This window comes from Streptomyces sp. NPDC051320, from assembly GCF_040682175.1.
Lineage (GTDB): Bacteria > Actinomycetota > Actinomycetes > Streptomycetales > Streptomycetaceae > Streptomyces.
This window is the reverse complement of the sequence record NZ_JBFBAL010000018.1, coordinates 46,731-64,270: the sequence shown is the minus strand read 5'-3', so window position 1 is coordinate 64,270 and position 17,540 is coordinate 46,731. Positions and strand designations below refer to the sequence as shown.

Genomic DNA, 17,540 nt, shown 5'->3' with positions numbered 1-17,540 from the left:
CAGCCTTCGGCTGTCAGGCTTCCTTCGACAGGTTCGGCCCTGCGCCGCCTGCGGCCTGCTCGATCGGCGGAAGGTCGGGCAGTGCCGACTTCTCCTCGCCGCGGAAGGTGAAGGCCTTGGCCTCACCCTCGCCCTCGGTGCCGACAACCACGATGTGACCGGGACGCAGCTCACCGAAGAGGATCTTCTCGGAGAGGATGTCCTCGATCTCGCGCTGGATCGTCCGGCGCAGCGGCCGGGCGCCCATGACCGGGTCGTAGCCCTTCTTGGCGAGCAGCGACTTGGCCTCCGCGCTGAGCTCGATGCCCATGTCACGGTCCTTGAGCCGCTCGTCCACCTTGTTGAGCATGAGGTCGACGATCTGGATGATGTCTTCCTCGGTCAGCTGGTGGAAGACCACCGTGTCATCGACACGGTTGAGGAACTCCGGGCGGAAGTGCTGCTTCAGCTCGTCGTTGACCTTGGCCTTCATCCGGTCGTAGCCGGTCTTGACGTCGCCCTGGGCGGCGAAGCCCAGGTTGAAGCCCTTGGAGATGTCCCGGGTCCCGAGGTTGGTCGTCATGATGATGACCGTGTTCTTGAAGTCCACCACCCGGCCCTGGGAGTCGGTCAGCCGCCCGTCTTCCAGAATCTGGAGCAGGGAATTGAAGATATCGGGGTGGGCCTTCTCCACCTCGTCGAAGAGAACAACGGAGAACGGCTTCCGGCGCACCTTCTCGGTGAGCTGGCCGCCCTCTTCGTAACCCACGTAACCGGGGGGAGAACCGAAGAGACGGGAAACCGTGTGCTTCTCGCTGAACTCCGACATGTCGAGAGCGATCAGCGCGTCCTCGTCGCCGAAGAGGAATTCGGCGAGCGTCTTGGAGAGCTCGGTCTTACCGACACCGGACGGGCCGGCGAAGATGAACGAGCCACCGGGGCGCTTCGGGTCCTTGAGGCCTGCCCGCGTACGGCGGATGGCCTGCGAGAGGGCCTTGATGGCGTCCTTCTGGCCGATGACGCGCTTGTGCAGCTCGTCCTCCATGCGGAGCAGTCGCGAGGACTCCTCCTCGGTGAGCTTGAAGACCGGGATGCCCGTGGCCGTGGCCAGCACCTCGGCGATCAGCTCGCCGTCGACCTCGGCGACGACATCCATGTCGCCGGCCTTCCACTCCTTCTCCCGCTTGGCCTTCGCCGCCAGCAGCTGCTTCTCCTTGTCACGGAGCGAAGCTGCCTTCTCGAAGTCCTGGGAGTCGATGGCCGACTCCTTGTCGCGGCGGACGTTCGCGATCTTCTCGTCGAACTCGCGGAGGTCCGGCGGCGCGGTCATCCGGCGGATGCGCATCCGGGATCCGGCCTCGTCGATCAGGTCGATCGCCTTGTCCGGCAGGAAGCGGTCCGAGATGTACCGGTCCGCCAGGGTGGCGGCCTGCACCAGGGCCTCGTCCGTGATGGAGACGCGGTGGTGGGCCTCGTAGCGATCCCGCAGGCCCTTGAGGATCTCGATGGTGTGCGGGAGCGAAGGCTCCGCCACCTGGATCGGCTGGAAGCGGCGCTCGAGGGCCGCGTCCTTCTCGAGGTGCTTGCGGTACTCGTCGAGCGTGGTGGCGCCGATGGTCTGGAGCTCACCCCGGGCGAGCATCGGCTTCAGGATCGAAGCCGCATCGATCGCGCCCTCGGCGGCGCCCGCACCCACCAGGGTGTGGAGCTCGTCGATGAACAGGATGATGTCGCCGCGGGTGCGGATCTCCTTGAGCACCTTCTTCAGCCGCTCCTCGAAGTCACCGCGGTAGCGGGAACCTGCGACGAGCGCGCCGAGGTCGAGGGTGTAGAGGTGCTTGTCCTTGAGGGTCTCGGGCACCTCGCCCTTGACGATGGCCTGCGCCAGTCCTTCGACGACCGCCGTCTTTCCGACGCCGGGCTCGCCGATGAGAACCGGGTTGTTCTTGGTACGGCGCGACAGCACCTGCATGACCCGCTCGATCTCCTTCTCGCGCCCGATGACCGGGTCGAGTTTGGATTCGCGGGCCGCCTGGGTGAGGTTGCGGCCGAACTGGTCCAGGACGAGCGAGGTCGAGGGCGTGCCCTCGGCCGGGCCGCCGGCAGCGGCGGTCTCCTTGCCCTGGTAACCGGAGAGCAGCTGGATGACCTGCTGCCGCACCCGGTTCAGATCGGCGCCCAGCTTCACCAGGACCTGGGCTGCGACGCCCTCGCCCTCGCGGATCAGGCCGAGCAGAATGTGCTCCGTACCGATGTAGTTGTGGCCGAGCTGAAGAGCCTCACGGAGCGACAGCTCCAGGACCTTCTTGGCACGAGGGGTGAAGGGGATGTGGCCGGACGGGGCCTGCTGCCCCTGGCCGATGATCTCCTCCACCTGCTGGCGGACCGCCTCGAGCGAAATCCCGAGGCTCTCCAGGGCCTTAGCGGCGACACCCTCACCCTCGTGGATAAGGCCCAGGAGGATGTGCTCGGTGCCGATGTAGTTGTGGTTGAGCATCCGGGCTTCTTCCTGAGCCAGGACGACAACCCGCCGCGCGCGGTCGGTGAACCTCTCGAACATCGTTAATCGCTCCTCAGAGCGGTCGGGCAGTAAAGGGTCGGTCCCCTCACTATCCTTCCGCATGCTAGTCCCGCAGGACGGGACAGCTCATTCCAACTGCCGACATCCGTCCGGATCACCCCCGCGTCGACGGGGAGGCCTTCGGCCCGAACAGCCGACAACTGCTCCAACCCGATGGTGCGAGACGATGTTCCCGCAGGCCAAGCAGATACCCCTCTCTCCAGTACGCCGATGGCGAACGTGAGAACGCTCGGGCCGCGTGTCGCCCCTCCCCACTAGGTATGTCTTACCCGCAAGCACCGCCAATCCATGCGGCGCGAGCGGTTTCCCTCAGCTACGGGCGAACACCATCGCGCCTCTGAACGCTTCCGTGCGCCCCTTGTACATCAACACAGTGCAATCAGCCGGAGACGTTGCGTAACCAACCACGGGGCGGGGAGTTGCTCAGGTCATGGCCTTCACCGTTCCGTCCCCACGGCTGCCGCTCGACGGCACCGTCCAGTGGTACGAGACCGGGCTCGGCTGGGCCACGGCGATGGGGCCGCCGCTCCAGTTGCTGACCGGGTCCCGTTTCGATGTCCTCGAGCTGCCCGCCGACGCCGGTCTCGCGCTGCTGCGGCGGGTACCCCGTACCGGCCCCGTCGCCCTCGCCGGGCGCCGGATGCAGCTGCTGGTGGCCGCGGGCGGCGCGGATGAGCTGCCCGGGCTGCTCGACTGGCTGGAGTGGGGCGGCCTCGCACTCGATCTGACCGCTATCGGAGCGCACGGCAGGATCGACGCCCCGGCGCCTCCCGGTCCGGGCGGCTCGCAGGGGGCCACCTGCTGGCTGCGGCCCCCTGAACCGGGACGAGAGGTGGAGCCCGACCTGCCCGTGTTCAGCGGGGTCGGGCAGCACGGCGGTGCTCCCGATCTGGTGCGGCTGGTGGACGCGGCGGCGACGGAATGCCACCGGGCCCGGATGGTGCGGATGGCAGCGGCTTTCCGGGGGGCGCCCCCCGGAAGACAACGAAATCAGCCGTTGGCCTTCTCGTAAGCCTCGCGAATGTCCGCCGGCACCCGGCCTCGGTCATTCACGTTGTAGCCGTTCTCCTTGGCCCACTTGCGGATCTCGGCAGTGTCCTTGTTGCCGCCGACTGCGATACGGGCCTTGCCGCGGCCGCCGGCCGCCCGGCCACCGGTACGCCGGCCGTTCTTGGCATACGGCTCCAGCAGACCACGGAGCTTGTCCGCGTTCGCGGTGGTGAGGTCGATCTCGTAAGTCTTGCCGTCCAGAGCGAACGTCACGGTCTCGTCCGCCTCGCCGCCGTCGAGGTCATCGACAAGAAGGACCTGAACCTTCTGTGCCACCGGATTTCCTTTCATCGAAAATGCAGTACGCCGAAAGGAAACCGCTTTTCTCCGGAAAACACAAACCCCCGGCAGAGGTTCAGCGACGCAAGAACACGGGAAACATGCGCGATTCGGACATAGGGTTCCGGTCGCTTGCCACGGTCACAGGTGCAGAAGCATCCGACTGTTCCCCAAGGTGTTCGGCTTCACTCGTTCGAGACCGAGGAACTCGGCGACTCCCTCGTCATAGGAACGCAGCAGCTCGCTGTACACATCTCCGTCGACCGGGGTCTCACCGATCTCGGTGAAGCCGTGCTTCGCGAAGAAGTCGACTTCGAAGGTCAAGCAGAATACCCGGCGCACACCGATCCAACGCGCGGTCTGCAGCAACTTGTCAAGAACTTGGTGCCCGACGCCGGCTCCCTTGAACGCCGCGTCCACCGCGAGCGTGCGCACTTCGGCAAGGTCTTCCCACATCACATGGAGCGCGCCGCATCCCACGACCCTGGCGTCCTCGTCGCGTTCGGCGACCCAGAACTCCTGGATGTCCTCGTAAAGCGTGACCGTGGCTTTGTCGAGCAGGATCCGCTCGCGCGCGTAGGCGTCGAGGAGACGGCGTACGGAGGGCACATCGCTGGTCCTGGCCCGGCGGACCGTGAGGGCTTTTGCTGACATACCGGGGACGCTATCGCCCCGCCTCCGGGTCCCGGTCATCGCGGTCCGCATCGCCCTGAACGATGCGCAAAGCGTCACGGAGCGCATCGCGCTGCTCGGGTGACATCATGCCGAAGAAGGCGACAAGTGCCGCGGCCGAGTTGTCACTTGTCGACCAGGCTTCGTTCATCAGTGCGGCCGAGTAGGCGGCGCGGGTGGAGACCGCCCTATATCGATAGGCGCGCCCTTCGACTTCCCTGCGCACCCAGCCCTTCTGATGGAGATTGTCCAATACCGTCATGACGGTGGTGTAGGCGATGGAACGGTCCTGCTTGAGGTCTTCCAGGACTTCCCGGACGGTGACCGGGCGGTTCCACTCCCAGACGCGTGTCATGACGGAGTCTTCCAGCTCTCCCAATTGACGGGGCACACCAGCACCATAGTGCGAGATGTCCCGAAAGGAAGGCTATTAACACAGAATAAGGGCGTACGGCTTGAAATAAGCCGTACGCCCTTCCCTTGCTGCTACCGCTCCTGCCGTTGCCGCGGGCCCTGGCGCCGCTGCCGCCGGAAGGCCTGCCGTCAGGCGCCGCTGCCGTGCGGCGTCTGGTTCGCGGCCTCGGCGCGGGCCAGCACCTCGTCCACCGCCGCGTCTTCCTTGGCCTTGTTGGGACCACCCTGGGACTTCACGATCGTCCGGACGAGGATGGTGAAGAAGACAGCCATCACCACGGGGGGCACAAGCGCGGAAACATAGTCCATACGGACAGAATAGCTACCCGGCCACCGCACGCCGCTCCGGGGGCGGCGCCGGCTTGCGGCGCGGCGGAAACACTTCGGACGGCTTGGGCGCCGGCTGTGGCGGCGCCGGATTTCCGCCCGGCGACGGCTTCCGCGGGCCCGCGGGGTCGTTCGCCCTGCGGCTGCCGGGCAGCGCGAGCAGGCGGGGCCGCCGGCGGGGCCCGATGACCTGTCCGGCCAGCCGGGTGCGCAGCGCCTGCTCGGCCAGCGCCCGGCAGCGGCGCAGCAGCGCGTCGCCGGTCGCCGTGGTGCGCAGGGTGCGCAGCGCGGCCAGATCTTCGGCGCGGGGCTCGTAGCCGGCCGCCAGGGCGTCCTGGAGCAGTTCGGTGTAGCCGCCGGCGGCACCGGGCAGGGCGTCGCGGTAGCGGGCGAGGTCGGCGAGGAGGAAGGCGCGCAGCCGGTCCGCCTCCCTGATGGCCTCGTCCACTGATTCAGCCAGACGCAGACAGTCCTGGACGTCCTCTTCGGCGACGGGGGTCGGGTTGAGGGCGATGGCGAGGGCGCGTCGGAGCACACGCAGCTCATCCGCGCTGAACGCCATGCCGCCTCGGGATCCATAGGGCGTGGGCATGCGATGACGATACGTACTAAAGGGGCAATATCGTCTTAATGCACCGGCTGCGGCGCGGCGAGAACGCGTTGGGCGGCCCCGCAGCCGGCTGTCTCACATCCGGGCGATGTTCCGCTCGTACACCAGGCGCAGCCCTATCAGCGTCAGCCAGGGCTCGTGCTCATCGATGACCGAGGCCTCGTTGAGCACCATCGGGGCGAGGCCGCCGGTGGCGATGACCGTGACGTCCTCGGGGTCCTCGGCGAGTTCGCGGGCCATCCGGGTCACCACCCCGTCGACCTGTCCGGCGAATCCGTAGATGATGCCGGACTGCATGGCCTCCACGGTGTTCTTGCCGATCACGCTGCGCGGGCGGGCCAGCTCGATCTTGCGGAGCTGGGCGCCCTTCACGCCGAGGGCCTCGACCGAGATCTCGATGCCCGGGGCGATGACGCCGCCGGTGTACTCGCCGCGTGCGGAGACGGCGTCGAAGGTGGTGGCGGTGCCGAAGTCGACGACGACCGCGGGGCCGCCGTACAGCTCGACGGCGGCGACCGCGTTGATGATGCGGTCCGCGCCGACCTCCTTCGGGTTGTCCATCAGGATCGGCACACCCGTCTTGATGCCCGGTTCGACGAGCACGGCGGGGACATCGCCGTAGTACCGGCGGGTCACCTCACGCAGCTCGTGCAGCACCGAGGGGACGGTGGAGCAGATCGCGATGCCCTCGATACCGTCACCGAGTTCGTCACCGAGCAACGGGTGGGTCCCCATCAGGCCCTGCAGCAGCACGGCCAGTTCGTCGGCGGTGCGGCGGGCGTCCGTGGAGATCCGCCAGTGCTCCACGATGTCCTCGCCGTCGAACAGGCCGAGGACGGTGTGGGTGTTGCCGACGTCGATGGTGAGCAGCATGGGTTACTTCGCCTCGCGCAGGTCGAGTCCGATGTCGAGGACCGGCGCGGAGTGCGTGAGCGCACCGACCGCGAGGTAATCGACGCCCGTGTCGGCGTAGGCGCGCGCGGTGTCCAGGGTGAGCCGGCCGGAGGACTCCAGCATGGCCCGGCCGCCGACCAGCGCCACCGCTTCGGCGGTCTGCGCCGGGGTGAAGTTGTCCAGCAGGATCAGGTCGGCGCCCGCTTCGAGGACCTCGGTGACCTGGGCGAGCGTGTCCACCTCGACCTCGATCGCCAGATCGGGCGTGCCCATCTCCCGGAGCGTGGTGCGGACCAGCCTGAACGCTTCGGCCACCCCGCCAGCGGCGACCACGTGGTTGTCCTTGACCAGAGCGGCGTCCGAGAGGGACATCCGATGGTTGACCCCGCCGCCGCAGCGGACCGCGTACTTCTCCAGGGCGCGCAGCCCCGGCGTGGTCTTGCGGGTGTCACGCACCTTGGCCCCGGTGCCCTCGAGTGCGTCGGACCAGGCGCGGGTGGCCGTCGCAATGCCGGAGAGACGGCACAGCAGGTTGAGCGCGCTGCGCTCCGCGGTGAGCAGATCGCGCGTCCGGGTGGTGACCGAAAGCAGCTTCTCACCGGCGGTGACCCGGGCGCCGTCCTCGACGTGGCGCTCGACCTCGAAGGTCTCGGTGGCGACGATCGAGAGGACCGCTTCGGCGATGCGCAGGCCGGCGACGGTGCCGGCCTCCCGTGCGGTGAAGTCGGCGGTGGCCACCGCCTCCGCGGGGACGGTCGCCACGCTCGTCACGTCCACGCCGTGGTCGAGGTCCTCGGCGAGCGCGAGGTGCGCGATGTCCTCGACCAGTACGGGATCGAGGCCGGACGCGGCGAGCAGCTGCGCGAGGCCGGGGTCGAGACCACACTCCATCGCGTCGTCGGCGGACGACGACCCGGCGCCGCAGCCGCAGCCGTCGCCGCAGCCGCCCGGGCTTTCGTCGCCGGCCGGTTCGGGACCCGTGTGAAGGAGAGGGAGGTCGGGGGTGGTCACGGTCACTGCTCCTGGTGAGGCTGAGGGAGGATCGGGGGAAAGTTCGCGCTGTGCGTGGTGTGCAGGTCCGGCGAGCGGTCGGGGCGCAGCCGCACGATGAGGTGACGCCGCCAGTCGGTGTCGTCGCGGTCGGCGTGGTCCTCACGCCAGTGGCAGCCGCGGGTCTCCTCGCGGCGCAGCGCGGCGGCCACCAGGACGCGGGCGACGCAGAGCAGGTTGGTGGTCTCCCAGGCCTCGACCCCGGGCTCGGCGGGCTTGACTTCGGGCTCCGCCGTCCCGGCCCGGGTGTCGGCGTGCCGTCGGATGGCCTCCAGCTGCGCCGCTGCCTCGGTGAGGCTGTCGGCCGACCGCAGCACTCCGGCGCCCGCCGTCATGATCCGCTGGATACGGCGCCGGGTCTCCGGCGCGAGCAGCGGCAACACGACCTGCTGCGCCTGCTCGGCGGTCGCGGTCGCTGGGGCGGTCACCGGACCCGCCGCGGGGGCGGGGTCCGCCTCGGAGGCGCGCGCGATGTCGTCGGCGATGCGTTCCGCGAAGACCAGTCCCTCCAGGAGGGAGTTGGACGCCAGCCGGTTGGCGCCGTGCACGCCGGTACAGGCGACCTCACCGCACGCGTACAGCCCGGGGACCGAGGTGCGGCCGTGCAGATCGGTGCGGACGCCGCCCGACGCGTAGTGCGCGGCCGGCCCCACCGGGATGGGCTGGGTCACCGGGTCGATGCCGTGGCTCCGGCAGGCGGCGAGGATCGTCGGGAAGCGGGTCTCCCACATCTGCGCGCCGAAGTGCCTGGCGTCGAGATACATGTGCTCGGTGTCGTGCTCCTGCATCCGGCGGGTGATGGCCTTGGCGACGATGTCGCGCGGGGCCAGCTCGGCCAGCTCGTGCTGCCCGAGCATGAAGCGCACGCCGTCCGCGTCGACGAGGTGGGCACCCTCGCCCCGCACGGCTTCGGAGACCAGCGGCTGCTGGCCCTCGGCGCCCGCGCCGAGGAAGAGCACCGTGGGGTGGAACTGGACGAATTCGAGGTCCGAGATCTCCGCGCCCGCCCGCAGGGCGAGAGCCACTCCGTCACCGGTGGAGACCGCCGGGTTGGTGGTCGCCGAGAAGACCTGGCCCATACCGCCGGTGGCCAGCACGACAGCCGGTGCGCGGACCGCGCCGACCCCGTCGTGCTGCCCCTCCCCCATGACGTGCAGGGTGACGCCGGCCGTGCGGCCGTCGGCGTCGGTGAGGAGGTCGAGCACCAGGGCGTTCTCCACGGTGTGCAGGGCCGCCGCGCGCACCGCGTCGACCAGCGCGCGGGAGATCTCCGCGCCGGTGGCGTCGCCGCCCGCGTGGGCGATACGACGCCGGTGGTGGCCGCCCTCGCGGGTGAGCGCAATGGAGCCGGAGTCATCCGTGTCGAAGTGCGCGCCGGTCGCGATGAGCCGGCGTACCGCGTCGGGGCCCTCGGTGACCAGGGCGCGTACCGCGCGCTCGTCGCAGAGCCCGGCCCCCGCGACCAGCGTGTCGTCGAGATGCTGCTCGGGGGTGTCGCCCTCGCCGAGCGCGGCGGCGATCCCGCCCTGCGCCCAGCGGGTCGATCCGTCGTCGAGCCGGGCCTTGGTGACGACCACGGTGCGTAGCCCGGCAGTGGTGCAGCGCAGCGCGGCGGTGAGGCCGGCGACGCCGGAGCCGACGATCACCACGTCGGCGTCGACGGCCCAGCCGGGGGCGGGGGCCTGCAGGCGTATTCCGGTTCCGGTCACTGGGGTTCCCCGAGGGTCAGCGGGATGTTGTCGATCAGCCGCACCGCGCCGACCTTGGCGGCCACCGCGAGGATCGCTCCGCCGGTGAAGTCGTCGGCGGCGTCGGTGAAGTCGGACGGGTCGATCAGTGCGAGGTAGTCGGGCGAGAGCGGTGAGCAGTCGAGCACGGCCAGCGCCGCGGCGCGCACGGCCGCGGGGGTGGCGGGCCGGGCGTCGCGCCCCGCGGTGAGGGCGCGCGAGAGGGTCAGTGCGGCGGCCCGGTCCTCGGTGGACAGAAACCGGTTACGGCTGGACAGCGCCAGACCGTCCGGCTCGCGGACCGTCGGTACGCCGACGATCTCGACCGGGAAGTTCAGGTCGCGCACCATCCGCCGGACCAGGGCGAGCTGCTGGGCGTCCTTCTGCCCGTACAGCGCGAGATCCGGGGAGGTCAGGTGCAGCAGTTTCGCGACGACGGTGAGCATGCCGTCGAAGTGCCCGGGGCGCGCCGAGCCTTCGTAGCGCTCCCCCATGGGTCCCGCGGTGATCCGCACCTGCGGCTCGCCACCCGGGTAGACCTCGTCGGCCGCCGGGGCGAAGACCGCGTCGGCTCCGGCCAGTTCGGCGACCGCGAGGTCGGACTCCAGGGTGCGCGGATACCGGTCGAGATCTTCGCCCGCGCCGAACTGGAGCGGGTTGACGAAGACCGTGACGACGACCTGGCCGCCCTCGCCCGCCCGTTCCCTCGCCGTACGGATCAGGGTCGCGTGGCCCTCGTGCAGGGCGCCCATCGTCATGACGACGGCGCGCCTGCCGGTGCGGGGCAGGGCGTTCAGCTCGGCTGCGGTGTGCAGCAGGGTGGTCATCGGGGGTCTCCGTCCGCGAGGACGCCCAACAGATCCTCGGCCAGCTCTGCCTTGAGCAGGCCGTGCGCCAGGGCGCGGTCCGCGGTCGTACGGGCCATCGCCAGGTATCCGGGGACGGCGTGCGGGGCGTGCTTGCGCAGCTCCTCGACGTGCACGGCGACGGTGCCCGCGTCACCGCGGGCGACCGGCCCGGTCAGCGCCGCGTCACCGGATCTGAGGGCGTTGTCGAGGGCCGCGCCGAGCAGCGGGCCGAGCATCCGGTCGGGGGCCGCGACGCCCGCCGTGCGCAGCAGCTCCATCGACTGGGCCACCAGGGTGACCAGGTGGTTCGCGCCCAGGGCGAGCGCCGCGTGGTAGAGCGGACGGGACTCCTCGGCGATCCACTCGGGCTCACCGCCCATCTCGATGACCAGTGCCTCGGCGGCGAGCCGCAGCTCCTCGGGTGCGGTCACCCCGAAGGAGCAGCCGGCCAGCCGCTGGACGTCCACCGATGTGCCGGTGAAGGTCATCGCGGGGTGCAGTGCGAGCGGCAGGGCGCCGGCCCGCAGGGCGGGGTCGAGCACCTTGGTGCCGAAGCGGCCCGAGGTGTGCACCAGCAACTGCCCGGGACGCACCGCGCCGGTCTCGGCGAGGCCTTCGACCAGTGCGGGCAGGGCGTCGTCGGGGACGGTCAGCAGGACGAGGTCGGCGCGCGCCAGCACCTCGGCGGGGGTGACCAGCGGCACATCGGGCAGCAGCACGGCGGCCCGGCGTACCGAGGCGTCGGACACCCCGGAAGCGGCGACCGGGTGGTGCCCTGCGAGCTGCAGCGAAGCGGCGAGCGCGGGGCCCACCCGGCCCGCGCCGACAACGCCGACGGTGAGCCGCGCGGGGCGGTTTTCTACGGGTGCGTTCACGTGGGACGGCCTTCCGTTCCAGTCCGCGAGGGGTACCGGACGTTTTCACCGTCATGCTACGCCCAGCGATCGGGGGACCGGTCGGACCGTCCACAGGCTGTGCGTGATGATCGGACGACGGCATATGAGGCGATGAAGAACCCTGACGGCGGCGGGACCGGGGATCTCGGTCACGGAGGTCACGGTGGCGGCGCCGAGGTTGTTCTGGACGACGGAGGACGTGGTGGAAGCGGTGGCCGAATTCGTACGGCGGGTGGGATGACCCGCCGGTCGGAAGGCCCGCTCTTCAGTCGCCGCGCAGCACCAGCTCCAGCAACCCGGGAAAGCGCGCATCGAACTCCCCGCGCCGCAATCGGTTGAACCGCCGCGCCCCGTCGTCACGCTGCTCCACCAGTCCCGCCCCGCGCAGCACCGTGAAGTGGTGGCTCAGTGCGGCCTTGCGCACGTGCACGTCGAAGGAGCCGCAGGCCCGGGACCAGTCCTCGGCGCCGGCCAGCTCCCGGACGAGTCGCATCCGTACCGGATCGGCCAGCGCGGCGAGCGCGGTGAGCAGTGGCACGTCGTCGGGGTGGGTGTGTTCCGGCGCTGCGCGGTGGCTCATGACCTCATGCTCCTCGGTTGCGAAGTGTTCGACGTTCGTCGTACGGTCAGGGTGTTCGCTTTTCGTTGAACACCCTACCCGGAGTCGAGGGGACTGCTCATGCGTGCGATCCAGGTGGCCGAGCACGGCGAGCCCGAGGTACTGCGACCGGTCGAAGCAGCGGCACCGGAGCCGGGTCCCGGCGAGGTCGCGATCGACGTGGCGTACGCCGGGGTGAACTTCGCCGACATCAAAGCCCGCCGCAGCGGTTACCGGGTGACGAGCCTGCCCTTCCGCCCCGGGCTGGAGGTATCGGGACGGGTGAGGTCCGTGGGCGCCGGCGTCACGGGGCTCCGGACCGGCCAGGAGGTCGCCGCGCTCACCTCGGGCGGTGGTTACGCGGAGCTCGCTCTCGCACCTGCCGCCACGGTCTTCCCCGTCCCGGCCGGCCTGCCACTGCGCACCGCGGCCACCCTTCCGACCGTCCTGCCGACCGCGCACGCCCTGCTGCACGAGGCGGGACGGCTGCGCCCCGGAGACACCGTGCTGGTCCAGGGCGCGGCGGGCGGTGTCGGTACGGTCGTCGGCCAGCTGGCACGGCTGGCCGGCGCGGGCGCCGTGTACGGGGTGGTGTCCCGGCCGGAGAAAGCCGAACACGCGTTGAAGTACGGCTACGACCACGTGTTCGTCGGTGGCGACTGGGCGGAGCGACTCGCCCGTGCCACCGCGGGCCGCGGCGCCGACCTCATCCTCGACTCGGACGGCGGTGAGGCGCTGCGCCGCAGTCTGGAAGCGCTCGCCCCCTTCGGCCGGATCGTCAACTTCGGCAACAGCAGCGACGAGGGACCCTGGCGGTTCGGCCGCGCCGAACTCGATCCGGGCGCGCGAGCGGTGACGTCCTTCTCGATCCTCACGCTCGCCCGCACCGCACCCGAAGCACTGCGGGCGCTGTCCGAGCGGGCCTTCGCCCTGGTCGCCGACGGCAGCGCGGAACTGCCCGTCACCGCCGAATTCCCCCTGGAGCGGGCCGCGGAGGCGCACCGTCTGATCGAGTCCCGCACCACCACCGGCAAGCTGCTGCTGCGTGTCGCGGGCTGAGAGCCTGTCGGGCGACCTCCGGACCGGCGCCGGGCAGGCTCGGCGGAGCCGCGGTCCGGTTACCGCAGCACCCCCTCCAGGAAGTCGCTGCCGAGCCGGGCCACCACGGTGATGTCCAGCTGGTGCAGTACGTACCGCCCGCGGCGCCTGGTGGTGAGCAGGCCGGCCCGCTTCAGCACGGCCAGATGCCGGGAGACCTCCGGGGCGGATATGCCGTAGGTGTCGGCCAGTTCGCCGGTGGTCTGCGCGGAGCGGGCCAGGCTCCGGCACAGCCGCAGCCGCATCGGGTGGGCCAGTGCTTCCAGCCGCAGCTTCAGCAGCTCGACGGAGGCCGGTGACGGCAGGTCGGGGGCGGCGACCGGATACTGGATCACCGGGCGCCAGTCCGGGCGGTGCAGCACCAGCAGGTGGGGCCAGCCGAAGCTGGACGGGACGAAGGTGAGCCCGTCCCCGGCAGGGGACCCCGTCGCCGTCGTGCTGCCGTCAGCCAGCTTGTCGACCCGGATACGGGTGCCCGACCCGTCCAGCGAGAGCGCGGCGGAGACCGCCGCCATCGCATCGCCGAGGCCCTTGTGCCGCAGGATCTCGCTCTTGTGCCGGGCGTCGGCGGCCAGCTGGACCCGCACCCGCCGCCAGGTGTCTCCGAAGAACGCCTGCTCACAGTCCTCGAAGAGGCGCCGGATCCAGGCCCGCACGGCGACCGGGTCGTTCAGCAGCCGCTCGGTGAAGTCCACCTGCCTGGGCCCGCGCGCTGCCGCGAGATCCATCGCCCGGGCCCGCGTCGCGGTGTCGACGAGCGGGGAGGGACCACCTTTGTCGTAGGTGACGGAGCAGGTGAACTCGAGCGCCAGCGCGACGAATTCGGCGTCCGGCAGCATATCGAGCAGATCCAGGTCCTCGGCGAGCGTCACTCCGGGGCCGGTGCCGCCACCACGGCGCACACCCGCGAACGGCAGGAAGATGTCGGAGAAGGTGCTGAGCCAGAGGAAGTCCGCCTCATGGAGCCGATCGGCCAGGTCCGGCTTGAGCGAGGCGGCCGTCGCCGTCGCCCAGCCGTGCAGTCCCGGGTGGTGCCCCGGCTCGCCCAGCACGTGCAGCGCGTTGCCCAGCTCGGCCAGCGGCGACAGCGCGAAGCCGATCCGCTCCGGCGGCAGGCCGGTGATGTCGATGTGCACGCTCATGGCCCCATGGTGCCCGCCGCCACCGACAACGCCGCCGCCGATTGACGGCCCTCGTCAAACGACGCGCCAGGAGACGGGCGCGGTGCGCAGAGTGAGTCCATGACCGCGAACCAGCAGCACATGATCGATGTCTACCGCTCGGCTCAGCGCGGGGAGATCGCCCCGCCCATGCCCGGGCTCCACGACTGGGACGCGGTGCGGGAGATACGGGACCACCGCCGCGCCACCCGCCAGGGGCGGCCGGGGCCGCTGCGCAGGGCGGCGGCGCGGATCCTAGCCGCGGCCCGGGGCGGCGGTTCCGCCGCCCGCCCCTGCGCCTGACGCCGGCCGCTCCGTAGCCGCTCAGTGCGCTCCGGAGCCGCCGGCCCGCACCAGCCCCGTCTCGTAGGCCATGACCACCACCTGGACCCGGTCCCGCAGCCCGAGTTTGGTGAGGATGCGGCCGACATGGGTCTTCACGGTGGCCTCGGACAGCACCAGATGGGCCGCGATCTCGCCGTTCGACATGCCGTGCGCGACCAACAGCATGACCTCACGCTCGCGGTCGGTGAGCCGCTCGATCTCCTTGTGCTGCGGGTCGACGACCGTGCTCGGCAGCATCGGCGAGAAACGGTCGAGCAGTCGCCGGGTCGTGGACGGGGCGACCACCGCGTCGCCGCTGTGCACCGAGCGGATCGCGCCGAGCAGTTCGCCCGGCGGCACGTCCTTGAGCATGAAGCCGCTGGCGCCGGCCTTCAGCCCGGAGAAGGCGTACTCGTCCAGGTCGAAGGTGGTCAGGATCAGCACCTTGGGGGCAGCCGGCCGCGCGCATATCTGCCGGGTCGCCTCGACGCCGTCGAGTCGTGGCATGCGTACGTCCATCAGCACCACATCGACCGCCGTCGCCCGGAGGATGTCGATGGCCTCCGCACCGTCGCCCGCCTCGGCGACGACCTCCATGTCCGGCTGGGCGGCGAGCACCATCCGGAAACCGGTGCGCAGCAGCACCTGGTCGTCGACGAGCATCACGCGGATCGCCATCGTGTACCTGTTCCTTTCTGATGATCGGACCGGGGTGTCGGGCGCCTGTCGGGGCGCAGGCCGGGGTGGGGGCCGGGGGAGCAGGCACAGGCTAGTGGGCCGGCTTGAGCGGGAGCAGTGCGCTGATCCGGAACCCGCCACCGGGTCTCGGCCCGGCGTCGAGCGTCCCGCCGACCATCCCGATGCGCTCCCGCATCCCGATCAGGCCGTGTCCCTGGCCGTCTGCCCCGCCGTCCTCGTACAGCTCGTGGGCGGCGCCTCGGCCGTCGTCCTCGACGAGCAGCCCGAGGCCGTCGTCGAAGTAGACCAGCCGCACGCTGGCACCCACCTCCGGACCGCCGTGCTTGCGGGTGTTGGTCAGGGCTTCCTGCACGATGCGGTACGCGGTGAGCTCGACGCCACTGGGCAGCGGGCGCGGCGTCCCCTCGACCTGGAAGTCCACCGCGAGGCCCGCGGTCCTGACGTGCTCGACCAGCTCCTGGATCTGCTCCACATCGGGCTGCGGCACGTACTCGCCGCTCTCCCGCGCGTCACCGGTCCGCAGCACACCCAGCAGTCTGCGCATTTCGGCCAGCGCCTGCCGGCCGGTGGACGAAATGGTCTCCAGCGCCTGTTTGGCCTGGTCGGGCGCCGCGTCCAGCACGTAGGCGGCGCCGTCCGCCTGCACCACCATCACCGAGACGTTGTGGGCGACGACATCGTGCAGTTCCCTGGCGATACGGGCCCGCTCCCCCGCGACCGCCACCTTGGCCTGGGCCTCGCGCTCCTTCTCCAGCCGGGCCGCCCGCTCCTCCAGCTGCGCGAGATAGGCGCGGCGGGTACTCATCGAGTCGCCGAGCACCCAGGCAAGAATGAACGGCACGGTCAGCACGACCGCGAGGAACACCTCCTGCGGTCGGCTGTGCGGCCCGTCGGACGGCCAGCGCACCTGCGCCAGCGTGCCCGCGCACACCGCGCCGGCCAGGGCGAGCCGGGAGGCCCAGCGCTTCCCGTCGGCGGCGCAGGTGTAGATCAGCACCAGCATGGCGAAGTCGGCAGGCGACGGTTTCACGTCGAGTACCAGCTGCGCGACGCCCATCAGCGCGACGAGCACCAGCATCCGCTCCGGCGCACGGCGGCGCAGCGCGACCGCGGTGCACAGGCCGATGAGGAGGGGGATGCCGGCGATGTGCCCGGATCCGTCGAGAGGCCCGGCCACGTACTGCACGCCGGAGACCCCGAGGAGGAAGACGGCCCAGAAGCTGTCGACCCAGGTCGGGTGTCTGCGGATGAAGGCGTAGAGGCGCTGCACGTAACCCAGCGTAGGGAAGGAGAACAGGTGCCTGGGTCAACCGAAGGGCCGATCCGGTCACCCGGTGCCTACTCCCCAAGGTGGAGACTTGCCCCCGTGACTGATGAGTGGCGCGGGTGGCGTGAGGCGACGGAAGCCGCGCTGTACGGGGCGGGCGGTTTCTATCTGCGCCCGGAGGGCCCGGCCGGACACTTCCGTACCTCGGTGCACGCCTCCCCGCTCTTCGCCTCCGCGGTCGCCCGGCTGCTGACCGGTCTCTCGCTCCCGGAACCCGCCCTGGTCGACCTCGGGGCGGGCCGCGGCGAGCTGCTGACCGGCGTGCTGGCCGCACTCCCCGCGTCCTTCCCGGTACGGGCGTACGCCGTCGAGCGGGCGGCCCGTCCGGCCGGCCTGGACGAGCGCATCGCCTGGTGCGCGGAGCCGCCGGCCGGGGTGCGGGGGCTGCTCTTCGCCAACGAGTGGCTGGACAACGTGCCGGTGGACGTCGCGGAAGTGGATGAGGCGGGAACCGCGCGCTACGTCCAGGTGCGGACCTCGGACGGTGCGGAGCACCTGGCCGAGCCGGTGACCGGAGCGGACGCGGCCTGGCTCGACCGCTGGTGGCCGCTGCGCGGGCCCGGTCTCCGCGCGGAGATCGGCCGCCCGCGCGACGAGGCGTGGGCGGCGGCCGTCGGCACACTCGACGTCGGTCTGGCGGTCGCCGTCGACTACAGCCACACGCGTGACTCGCGCCCGCCCTTCGGCACGCTCACCGGGTTCCGGGGCGGCCGGGAGGTACGGCCGGTGCCGGACGGCGGCTGCGACATCACCGCGCATGTGGCGCTGGACGCCTGCGCACTGCCGGGTGCCGAGCTGCTGACGCAGCGGGACGCCCTGCGCCGCCTCGGCGTCAGCGGCGCCCGCCCACCGCTCACCCTGGCGTCATCGGACCCGGCGGCCTACGTCCGCGCCCTGTCGGCGGCGGGTGAGGCGGCGGAGCTGCTGGGCCGGGGCGGGCTGGGAGACTTCGGATGGCTGCTCCAGCGGGTGGGGGCCTGAGGCTTCCCGGCCCGGTCAGGGATACT

Annotated in this window: 19 protein-coding genes; 4 read left to right on the top strand and 15 right to left on the bottom strand. The window is 70.9% G+C overall.

The features are described 5' to 3' along the window. Positions 1-13: 13 nt before the first annotated feature. The gene (locus tag AB0M87_RS29780; protein ID WP_365858411.1) at positions 14-2,539 is read right to left on the bottom strand and encodes an ATP-dependent Clp protease ATP-binding subunit; all 2,526 of its coding nucleotides are present in this window, start codon (positions 2,537-2,539) and stop codon (positions 14-16) included. Positions 2,540-2,990: 451 nt separating this feature from the next. Between AB0M87_RS29780 and AB0M87_RS29775 the strand changes: the two genes are divergently transcribed. Beyond that, on the top strand, positions 2,991-3,572 hold the full coding sequence (locus AB0M87_RS29775; protein WP_365858409.1) for an SCO3374 family protein: 582 nt from the start codon (positions 2,991-2,993) through the stop codon (positions 3,570-3,572). Here the strand turns inward: AB0M87_RS29775 and AB0M87_RS29770 are convergent. The 11 genes from AB0M87_RS29770 to AB0M87_RS29720 form a co-directional block, all read right to left on the bottom strand. Next, entirely contained in the window at positions 3,551-3,886 is a 336-nt protein-coding gene (locus AB0M87_RS29770; protein WP_365858407.1) for an Lsr2 family protein, read from the bottom strand. The genes AB0M87_RS29775 and AB0M87_RS29770 overlap by 22 nt on opposite strands. A gap of 144 nt (positions 3,887-4,030) precedes the next feature. Further along, positions 4,031-4,582, bottom strand: a complete 552-nt coding sequence (locus tag AB0M87_RS29765; protein ID WP_365858405.1) for an amino-acid N-acetyltransferase — start codon at positions 4,580-4,582, stop codon at positions 4,031-4,033. Continuing rightward, the gene (locus AB0M87_RS29760) at positions 4,554-4,952 is read right to left on the bottom strand and encodes a BlaI/MecI/CopY family transcriptional regulator (protein WP_365858403.1); all 399 of its coding nucleotides are present in this window, start codon (positions 4,950-4,952) and stop codon (positions 4,554-4,556) included. The genes AB0M87_RS29765 and AB0M87_RS29760 overlap by 29 nt, the downstream gene beginning before the upstream one ends. Positions 4,953-5,104: 152 nt before the next feature. Beyond that, positions 5,105-5,284 (bottom strand): hypothetical protein, encoded by a 180-nt coding sequence (locus tag AB0M87_RS29755; protein ID WP_365858401.1) that lies wholly within the window; start codon positions 5,282-5,284, stop codon positions 5,105-5,107. 13 nt (positions 5,285-5,297) lie between these two features. Further along, positions 5,298-5,864, bottom strand: a complete 567-nt coding sequence (locus tag AB0M87_RS29750; RefSeq protein ID WP_365858473.1) for a hypothetical protein — start codon at positions 5,862-5,864, stop codon at positions 5,298-5,300. Between the two features lie 123 nt (positions 5,865-5,987). Further along, positions 5,988-6,785: a type III pantothenate kinase gene (locus AB0M87_RS29745; protein WP_365858399.1), complete on the bottom strand. Its 798-nt coding sequence runs from the start codon at positions 6,783-6,785 to the stop codon at positions 5,988-5,990. Between the two features lie 3 nt (positions 6,786-6,788). Then, positions 6,789-7,817, bottom strand: coding sequence for a carboxylating nicotinate-nucleotide diphosphorylase (gene nadC, locus AB0M87_RS29740; protein WP_365858397.1), 1,029 nt, complete (start codon positions 7,815-7,817; stop codon positions 6,789-6,791). Between the two features lie 2 nt (positions 7,818-7,819). Beyond that, complete coding sequence (locus tag AB0M87_RS29735) at positions 7,820-9,565, bottom strand: L-aspartate oxidase (protein WP_365858395.1); 1,746 nt, start codon at positions 9,563-9,565, stop codon at positions 7,820-7,822. After that, on the bottom strand, positions 9,562-10,410 hold the full coding sequence (gene panC / locus AB0M87_RS29730; RefSeq protein ID WP_365858393.1) for a pantoate--beta-alanine ligase: 849 nt from the start codon (positions 10,408-10,410) through the stop codon (positions 9,562-9,564). The genes AB0M87_RS29735 and panC overlap by 4 nt, the downstream gene beginning before the upstream one ends. Continuing rightward, positions 10,407-11,306, bottom strand: coding sequence for a DUF2520 domain-containing protein (locus AB0M87_RS29725; protein ID WP_365858391.1), 900 nt, complete (start codon positions 11,304-11,306; stop codon positions 10,407-10,409). The genes panC and AB0M87_RS29725 overlap by 4 nt, the downstream gene beginning before the upstream one ends. Positions 11,307-11,592: 286 nt before the next feature. Then, positions 11,593-11,907 carry a helix-turn-helix domain-containing protein gene (locus AB0M87_RS29720; protein ID WP_365858389.1) on the bottom strand — a complete coding sequence of 105 codons (315 nt, stop codon included), beginning with the start codon at positions 11,905-11,907 and terminating at the stop codon, positions 11,593-11,595. A 99-nt stretch (positions 11,908-12,006) separates the two neighbouring features. Here AB0M87_RS29720 and AB0M87_RS29715 point away from each other — a divergent pair, with 99 nt between their 5' ends. Further along, entirely contained in the window at positions 12,007-12,984 is a 978-nt protein-coding gene (locus AB0M87_RS29715) for a zinc-binding dehydrogenase (protein WP_365858387.1), read from the top strand. Positions 12,985-13,043: 59 nt separating this feature from the next. On the opposite strand, the gene AB0M87_RS29710 is transcribed toward AB0M87_RS29715, so the two are convergent. Then, entirely contained in the window at positions 13,044-14,159 is a 1,116-nt protein-coding gene (locus tag AB0M87_RS29710; protein WP_365858471.1) for a DUF5937 family protein, read from the bottom strand. Positions 14,160-14,264: 105 nt separating this feature from the next. Between AB0M87_RS29710 and AB0M87_RS29705 the strand changes: the two genes are divergently transcribed. After that, the gene (locus AB0M87_RS29705; protein WP_365858385.1) at positions 14,265-14,486 is read left to right on the top strand and encodes a hypothetical protein; all 222 of its coding nucleotides are present in this window, start codon (positions 14,265-14,267) and stop codon (positions 14,484-14,486) included. Positions 14,487-14,507: 21 nt separating this feature from the next. Here AB0M87_RS29705 and AB0M87_RS29700 read toward each other — a convergent pair whose 3' ends face one another. Further along, positions 14,508-15,185, bottom strand: a complete 678-nt coding sequence (locus AB0M87_RS29700) for a response regulator transcription factor (RefSeq protein ID WP_365858383.1) — start codon at positions 15,183-15,185, stop codon at positions 14,508-14,510. A 91-nt stretch (positions 15,186-15,276) separates the two neighbouring features. Beyond that, a complete protein-coding gene (locus tag AB0M87_RS29695; RefSeq protein ID WP_365858381.1) occupies positions 15,277-16,476 on the bottom strand; it encodes a histidine kinase in 1,200 nt (399 codons plus the stop codon). Positions 16,477-16,572: 96 nt separating this feature from the next. On the opposite strand from AB0M87_RS29695, the gene AB0M87_RS29690 reads away from it, so the two are divergent. After that, entirely contained in the window at positions 16,573-17,514 is a 942-nt protein-coding gene (locus AB0M87_RS29690; RefSeq protein WP_365858379.1) for an SAM-dependent methyltransferase, read from the top strand. Positions 17,515-17,540 lie beyond the last annotated feature (26 nt).

Bases quoted from the DNA above. Each gene is read 5' to 3' on its own strand.
- AB0M87_RS29780 (WP_365858411.1), bottom strand. From the start codon at position 2,539: ATGTTCGAGAGGTTCACCGACCGCGCGCGGCGGGTTGTCGTCCTGGCT.
- AB0M87_RS29775 (WP_365858409.1), top strand. From the start codon at position 2,991: ATGGCCTTCACCGTTCCGTCCCCACGGCTGCCGCTCGACGGCACCGTC.
- AB0M87_RS29765 (WP_365858405.1), bottom strand. From the start codon at position 4,582: ATGACCGGGACCCGGAGGCGGGGCGATAGCGTCCCCGGTATGTCAGCA.
- AB0M87_RS29755 (WP_365858401.1), bottom strand. From the start codon at position 5,284: ATGGACTATGTTTCCGCGCTTGTGCCCCCCGTGGTGATGGCTGTCTTC.
- AB0M87_RS29750 (WP_365858473.1), bottom strand. From the start codon at position 5,864: ATGGCGTTCAGCGCGGATGAGCTGCGTGTGCTCCGACGCGCCCTCGCC.
- AB0M87_RS29745 (WP_365858399.1), bottom strand. From the start codon at position 6,785: ATGCTGCTCACCATCGACGTCGGCAACACCCACACCGTCCTCGGCCTG.
- panC (WP_365858393.1), bottom strand. From the start codon at position 10,410: ATGACCACCCTGCTGCACACCGCAGCCGAGCTGAACGCCCTGCCCCGC.
- AB0M87_RS29720 (WP_365858389.1), bottom strand. From the start codon at position 11,907: ATGAGCCACCGCGCAGCGCCGGAACACACCCACCCCGACGACGTGCCA.
- AB0M87_RS29715 (WP_365858387.1), top strand. From the start codon at position 12,007: ATGCGTGCGATCCAGGTGGCCGAGCACGGCGAGCCCGAGGTACTGCGA.
- AB0M87_RS29705 (WP_365858385.1), top strand. From the start codon at position 14,265: ATGACCGCGAACCAGCAGCACATGATCGATGTCTACCGCTCGGCTCAG.
- AB0M87_RS29700 (WP_365858383.1), bottom strand. From the start codon at position 15,185: ATGGCGATCCGCGTGATGCTCGTCGACGACCAGGTGCTGCTGCGCACC.